Source organism: uncultured Caballeronia sp. (assembly GCF_964243625.1).
In the GTDB taxonomy this organism is placed as follows: Bacteria; Pseudomonadota; Gammaproteobacteria; order Burkholderiales; family Burkholderiaceae; genus Caballeronia.
Window position 1 is genome coordinate 1 of record NZ_CAXTGZ010000405.1, and the last position, 5,623, is coordinate 5,623.

5 protein-coding genes are annotated in these 5,623 nt (G+C 61.5%); 4 read left to right on the top strand and 1 reads right to left on the bottom strand.

Going from position 1 to position 5,623, the window contains the following annotated elements:
- A partial coding sequence (locus ACFFAR_RS23035) for a glucose-6-phosphate isomerase family protein (protein WP_375508532.1) occupies positions 1 to 379 on the bottom strand: 379 nt, incomplete at its 3' end.
- A 244-nt stretch (positions 380 to 623) separates the two neighbouring features.
- On the opposite strand from ACFFAR_RS23035, the gene ACFFAR_RS23040 reads away from it, so the two are divergent.
- From ACFFAR_RS23040 to ACFFAR_RS23055, 4 genes are all read left to right on the top strand, one after another.
- Positions 624 to 2,051, top strand: a complete 1,428-nt coding sequence (locus ACFFAR_RS23040; RefSeq protein ID WP_174365089.1) for an FAD-linked oxidase C-terminal domain-containing protein — start codon at positions 624 to 626, stop codon at positions 2,049 to 2,051.
- Between the two features lie 30 nt (positions 2,052 to 2,081).
- A complete protein-coding gene (locus tag ACFFAR_RS23045) occupies positions 2,082 to 3,059 on the top strand; it encodes a substrate-binding domain-containing protein (protein ID WP_086382437.1) in 978 nt (325 codons plus the stop codon).
- Positions 3,060 to 3,127: 68 nt separating this feature from the next.
- Positions 3,128 to 4,636 (top strand): sugar ABC transporter ATP-binding protein, encoded by a 1,509-nt coding sequence (locus ACFFAR_RS23050; protein WP_075359499.1) that lies wholly within the window; start codon positions 3,128 to 3,130, stop codon positions 4,634 to 4,636.
- Positions 4,637 to 4,667: 31 nt separating this feature from the next.
- A partial coding sequence (locus tag ACFFAR_RS23055) for an ABC transporter permease (protein ID WP_174365527.1) occupies positions 4,668 to 5,623 on the top strand: 956 nt, incomplete at its 3' end.

Consider the following 5,623-nt stretch of genomic DNA (forward strand, 5'->3'; position numbering starts at 1 on the left):
CCTTGATCTCGACCACGCGTGTATCGCCTGATGGCGACTCCATCAGCATCACGCCATGACCCTTCAGCCCGAAGTAAAGCTCCGGCCGGTCGATGGCCGCGTGAATGTGCCCGCGCGTCATGAAAAATTCGTCGCCGACCTTGCCCGCGCTCATGCGCGTCACGCCGGTAATCAGGTCGCCGGGATTGCTGTTCGGCTTGTGGTCGGTGACTTCATATACGACTTCGTCACCGCGCGTTGCAGCGAGCGCATTGAAGGCGGCGCTGTTGGCATACAGCCCGCTCAGGTCGCGCAGGAACTTCTGATAGCGCGAGCCGGTGCCGTTCATCAGGCCCGTCTGCAAGTCGACATCGAAGGAACGTGGTTCAGGCCATTGCATCGGGTCCATCTCCTGGAAAGTGCAAGTCGCCTCATCCAGCGAAGCGAACGTTAGTTTTAATAATGATAGCTTTAACTTAAATTCAAAACATCAGGGTTTTCCCCGCCATTTAGCGCCTGTATTTCACATAAATGATAGCTATACTATCGTTCAAGATATGCGGAAACAACGTTACTTCCGCTCAACTTGGGGTTAAGCGAAATGCTTGCTGATTCAACGCGACCCCGATTGCTGGAGACATTCAATGCAAGACAAGCAGCCCTCCGAACATGTTCAGCCCAGCGCCGCTGTTGCAGCGCTGCGTGAAGCGCTCGGAGCCGACGTGGTGAGCCTTCCGCACGAATTCGCCGGCCGCAGGAACGCGGACTCGAGCCGCATGCCCTGCGATGAACCGGTCGCACTGATCCGGCCACGCACGACTGAACACGTCGCCACCGCAATGCGGATCTGCCACGAGCACAAGCAGACAGTCGTGACGCAAGGCGGCCTGACGGGACTCGCCGGCGGCGCGTGCATGCTCGGCGGTGAAGTTGCGTTGAGCCTGGAGTTGATGAACGGGATCGAAGCCATCGATGAAGTCGGCGCCGCCATGACGGTCTGGTGCGGCACGCCGCTGCAAGTCGTGCAGGAAGCCGCCGACGCAGCCGGCTTCATGTTTCCGCTGGATCTGGGCGCACGAGGAAGCTGCACGATTGGCGGCAACCTCGCGACTAATGCAGGCGGCAACCGCGTGATCAAGTACGGAATGATGCGCGACCAGGTGCTGGATATAGAGGCAGTGCTGGCGGACGGCAGTATCGTTGGCGGGCTGCGCAAGATGATCAAGAACAATACGGGTTACGACTTGCGCAACTTGTTGATCGGCAGCGAAGGAACGCTCGCAATCATCACGCGTGCCGTGCTGCGCCTCAGGCCCAAACCACGGGCGGTATCGACGGCTTGGTGCGGATTGCCCGACTACGACGCCGTTACCACGTTGTTGAGACGCGCTCAGGAAGGCTTGCCTGCGGGTGTGTCGGCGTTCGAAGTCATGTGGCCGGGTTATTACGATTTTGTGTTGTCGCGCCTGCCGGAATTGCGCGCGCCGCTCGAAGGCAAGCATGCGTATTACGTGCTGCTCGAAAGCAGCGGCGCCGATCCCGAGCGTCAGGCGGACGCGTTCGAAGATTTCCTGGGCGGGATGCTCGAGGAAGGCTTGATCAGCGACGCCGCCCTCGCCTCATCGGAGTCCGATGCCGCCGCGTTCTGGGCGATCCGCGATGCCCCCGGCGAATATCAGCGGCTGATTCCGGGCCGCGTTTCCTTCGATGTGAGTTTCTCCATCGCCGATGTAGGCCGCGCCGCGCATGAATGCGACAAGCAGCTTCGCGAGCGCTGGCCCAACGCGACCATCCTGATCTACGGACATCTCGGCGACGGCAACCTGCATATCGTCGTGCAGGAACCCGACTGGCCGCCAACCACCGCGCCGCAAGTGCAGGAAGTCGTCTACGGCGTGACCGGCGCAATGGGCGGCTCGGTATCGGCGGAACACGGCATTGGTACGAAGAAACTGAAGGTGCTCGCGTTATCGAGAACACCGGCCGAGCTGGCCGCCATGCGCGCCGTGAAAGCCGCGCTCGATCCGCTGAACATACTTAACCCAGGCAAGTTGTTGTTGAACGTTGTTTAAAACCGCCAAACCCTAACAAAAGGAGGAGACATGACGCGGTTCGTGAAGAAGGTGATGTGTGGTGTAGCGCTGGCAGTCGCAGGTGTAGTGGCAGCAGCCCCGGCGATGGCAGCCGACAAGATGAAAGTGGGCATTTCCATGAAGGTGCTCAACGCGCCCTACTTTTCGGCCGCAATGGAATCGGCCAAGGCGCGAGCCGCCGAACTCGGCAACGACGTGATCACCGCCGACGCCCAAGGCAAGATGGGCAAGCAGATCTCCGACGTGGAAGACATGCTGACGCGCGGCATCAAGGTGCTGATCATCGATCCGGCCGATCCCAAGGGTCTCGTCAACGTGGTCAACACGGCGACCGCCGCAGGCGTGAAAGTCGTCGTGATCGACAGTACGCTCGATCCGAAAGCCAACTACCTGACGCTCGTGCAATCGTCCAATCGTGAGAACGGCGCGCTGGTTGGTTCGTGGGTGGTCGACACCATGGGCGACAAGCCGCTGAAGATCGCGTTGATCTCCGGCGAGAAAGGCAACCCGGTCGGCAAGGAACGGCGCGACGGCGTGATCGAGGGCATCGTCGAGGCGCAGCTCGCAAAGACCGGCAAGGTCAACATGCAGATCGTGGGCCAGGGCTGGGGCAACTGGTCAGACGAAGGCGGCCTGAAGGCGATGGAAGATTTGCTCGTCGCCAACAAGGACATCAACATGGTGCTCGGCGAAAACGACAGCATGGTGCTGGGCGCACGCCGCGCAATCGAAAGCGCGAACCGTACGGGCATCACGCTGGTTGCCGCCGCCGATGGCCAGAAGGAAGCGCTCAACCTGATCAAGCAAGGCAAGTACGGCGCAACCGCGCTGAACGACCCGGCGCTGGTTGCGCGCACGGCAGTCGATATCGGCGTGAAGGCGGCGAAGGGCGAAGCCACCAACGTGCCGAAGATTTCGTACACGCCGTCCGCCGCGATCTACAAGAGCAACGTCGACAAGTACTACAACCCCAAGGCGATTTTCTAAAGCCGGCGGGTTCATGCGAGGCGCGCCGGCCAAGTACGGTGCGCCTCGCATTCTGGAGACACCTTCATATGATTCCCTTTATAGCCCTTACCGGCGTCGACAAACGCTTCGGCGGCATTCATGCCATCGAAGGCGTCGACTTCGATGTCCTCAGTGGCGAAGTCCATGCGCTCGTCGGCGAGAACGGCGCGGGCAAGTCGACGCTGATGCGCATTATCGGCGGTGGTCATCAGCCGGATTCCGGCACGATCAAGCTCGAAGGCCGCGAGACGTCCTTTCGCAATCCGCATGCGGCAATGGAAGAAGGCATCGCGGTGATTCATCAGGAAACCGCGCTGGCGCCGGACTTGTCCGTGGCGGAAAACGTATTTCTGGGTGCGTTGCCGGCTGTCATCGACTGGGGGACGCTGCGCAAGAACGCGCGTGCCCTGATCGCGAGCCTCGGCTTCGATATCGATCCAGCCGCGTTGGTCGGCGATCTCTCGGCGGCGCAATGCCAGGTGATCGAAATCGCCAAGGCGCTCAGCCGCCAGGTAAAGCTTCTCGTGCTCGACGAACCCACCGCGGCTCTCGCGCCATCGGATGCGAACAAACTGCTCGAAATCGTGCGCGAGCTGCGCTCGCGCGGCGTGGGCATTGTCTATATTTCGCACCGGCTGGAAGAGGTGTTTGCGATCGCGGACCGCATCACTGTGCTGAAGGACGGCAAGCGCGTGGATACCCTCACGCCCGCCGAGCTCACCATGGACGGCCTGATCCGCAAGATGGTCGGGCGCCCGCTGTCCGTGCTGTTTCCGCAGCGCCATGCCACGCTCGGCGCCGAAGTCCTGAAGGTCACGGGCCTGATGCGAGGTCATGCCGTTCGCAACGTGTCGTTCACGCTGCGCGCCGGTGAAGTGGTGGGTCTCGGCGGCCTGATCGGATCGGGCCGTACCGAAGTCGCGCGCCTGATCTTTGGTGCCGATACGCGCGATTCCGGAACCATCGAATTGAACCAGAAGGTCATGGCGATCCGCTCGCCGATGGCCGCAGTCAAGGCCGGCATCGGCTTCGTGCCTGAAGACCGCAAGGGGCAAGGCGCCGTTTTATCGATGCCGATTCGCGTCAACGCCACCCTCGCCGCACTGAAGTCGGTGAGCGGTCCGGGCGGCTTTCTCGCCTTCGGCCGCGAGCGCGCATTCGTGCAAAAGCTGATGGAACAACTGCGCATCAAGGCGCGTTCCATGGACGCCGATGTTTCAACGCTCTCCGGCGGCAACCAGCAAAAAGTCGTGTTGGCGAAGTGGTTTCACGCGGACGGCGACCTCATCATCCTCGACGAACCCACGCGCGGTGTGGATGTCGGCGCGAAAGTCGAGATCTACACGCTCATCAACCAGCTTGCCGAACGCGGCAAGGCAGTGCTCGTGATCTCGTCGGAACATCAGGAACTCATGGGCCTGTGCGATCGAATCCTCGTGATGGGCGAAGGCGAGATTCGCGGCGAACTTCAACCTGCTGATTTCAGCGAAGAACAGATCTTGTCGCTGTCGCTGCGCCGCGCGCCGGACGAAGCGCCGGCCACGCTCACTCATTAAATGCATCGTGAATAATCCGGAGACTCGCACCATGAATCCCAGCGCCGTCACCCCGAAAACGCATCAGGCGAACTCGGCACAGGCCCACGCAAAACACTGGTGGTCTGTTGCGCGCCGCTTCAACACGGTCGCGATCCTGATCGTGCTCGTGATCGCAGCGTCGTTTGTATCGAGCGACTTTTTATCCGTGCCCAACCTGTCGAATATTTCGCGGCAAGTGGCGGGCGTCGGCATCATGTCGGTCGGCATGTTGCTGGTCGTGCTGACCGGTGGTATCGACTTGTCGGTGGGATCGATTGCGGCGCTTGGCAGCGTGCTGTCGGCGTTGCTGATTCCGCAATACGGGCTGACGGTCGCCTTGCTCGCCACGCTGGTTGTCGGCGGCTTCTGCGGGTTTATTTCCGGCGCGTTGATCGCATGGTTTCGTCTTACGCCCTTCGTTGTCACGCTGGCCATGATGACCGTTGCACGCGGCGTTGCGATGATCGTGTCGAACGGCTCGCCCATCCTTGTCGATGACCCCGGTCAGGCACTGCTCGACTTCGGGCGTCATTCCTACTTCGGCATTCCGGGTCCGACGCTCGTGATGCTGATCGTGTTCGTGATCGGCGGCATCGCGCTGAACCGTCTGCGTGCCGGCCGCGTGGTGCGCGCAATCGGGTCGAACGAGGAAGCCGTGCGGCTTTCCGGCGTGCCCGTCGCGCGCCATGTACTCGGTACCTATGTCAGCTCGGGATTGCTCGCGGCGCTGGCCGGGATCATCTCGACATCGCGTGCGGGCGTCGGTGCGCCGACAGTCGGCGTAGGCGATGAACTGACCGTGATCGCGGCGGTGGTGATCGGCGGCGCGAGTCTCGCCGGTGGCAAGGGCGGCGCGCTGAATACGCTGATGGGCGTGCTGATTCTCGGCGTGATCGGCAACATCATGAATCTGGCTAGCGTACCGGGCTACCATCAGCAAGTGGTGATGGGCGTGATCATCGTGGC

Excerpts from the sequence above, each read along its gene's own strand:
- ACFFAR_RS23040 (WP_174365089.1), top strand. The coding sequence starts at position 624 with ATGCAAGACAAGCAGCCCTCCGAACATGTTCAGCCCAGCGCCGCTGTT.
- ACFFAR_RS23045 (WP_086382437.1), top strand. The coding sequence starts at position 2,082 with ATGACGCGGTTCGTGAAGAAGGTGATGTGTGGTGTAGCGCTGGCAGTC.
- ACFFAR_RS23050 (WP_075359499.1), top strand. The coding sequence starts at position 3,128 with ATGATTCCCTTTATAGCCCTTACCGGCGTCGACAAACGCTTCGGCGGC.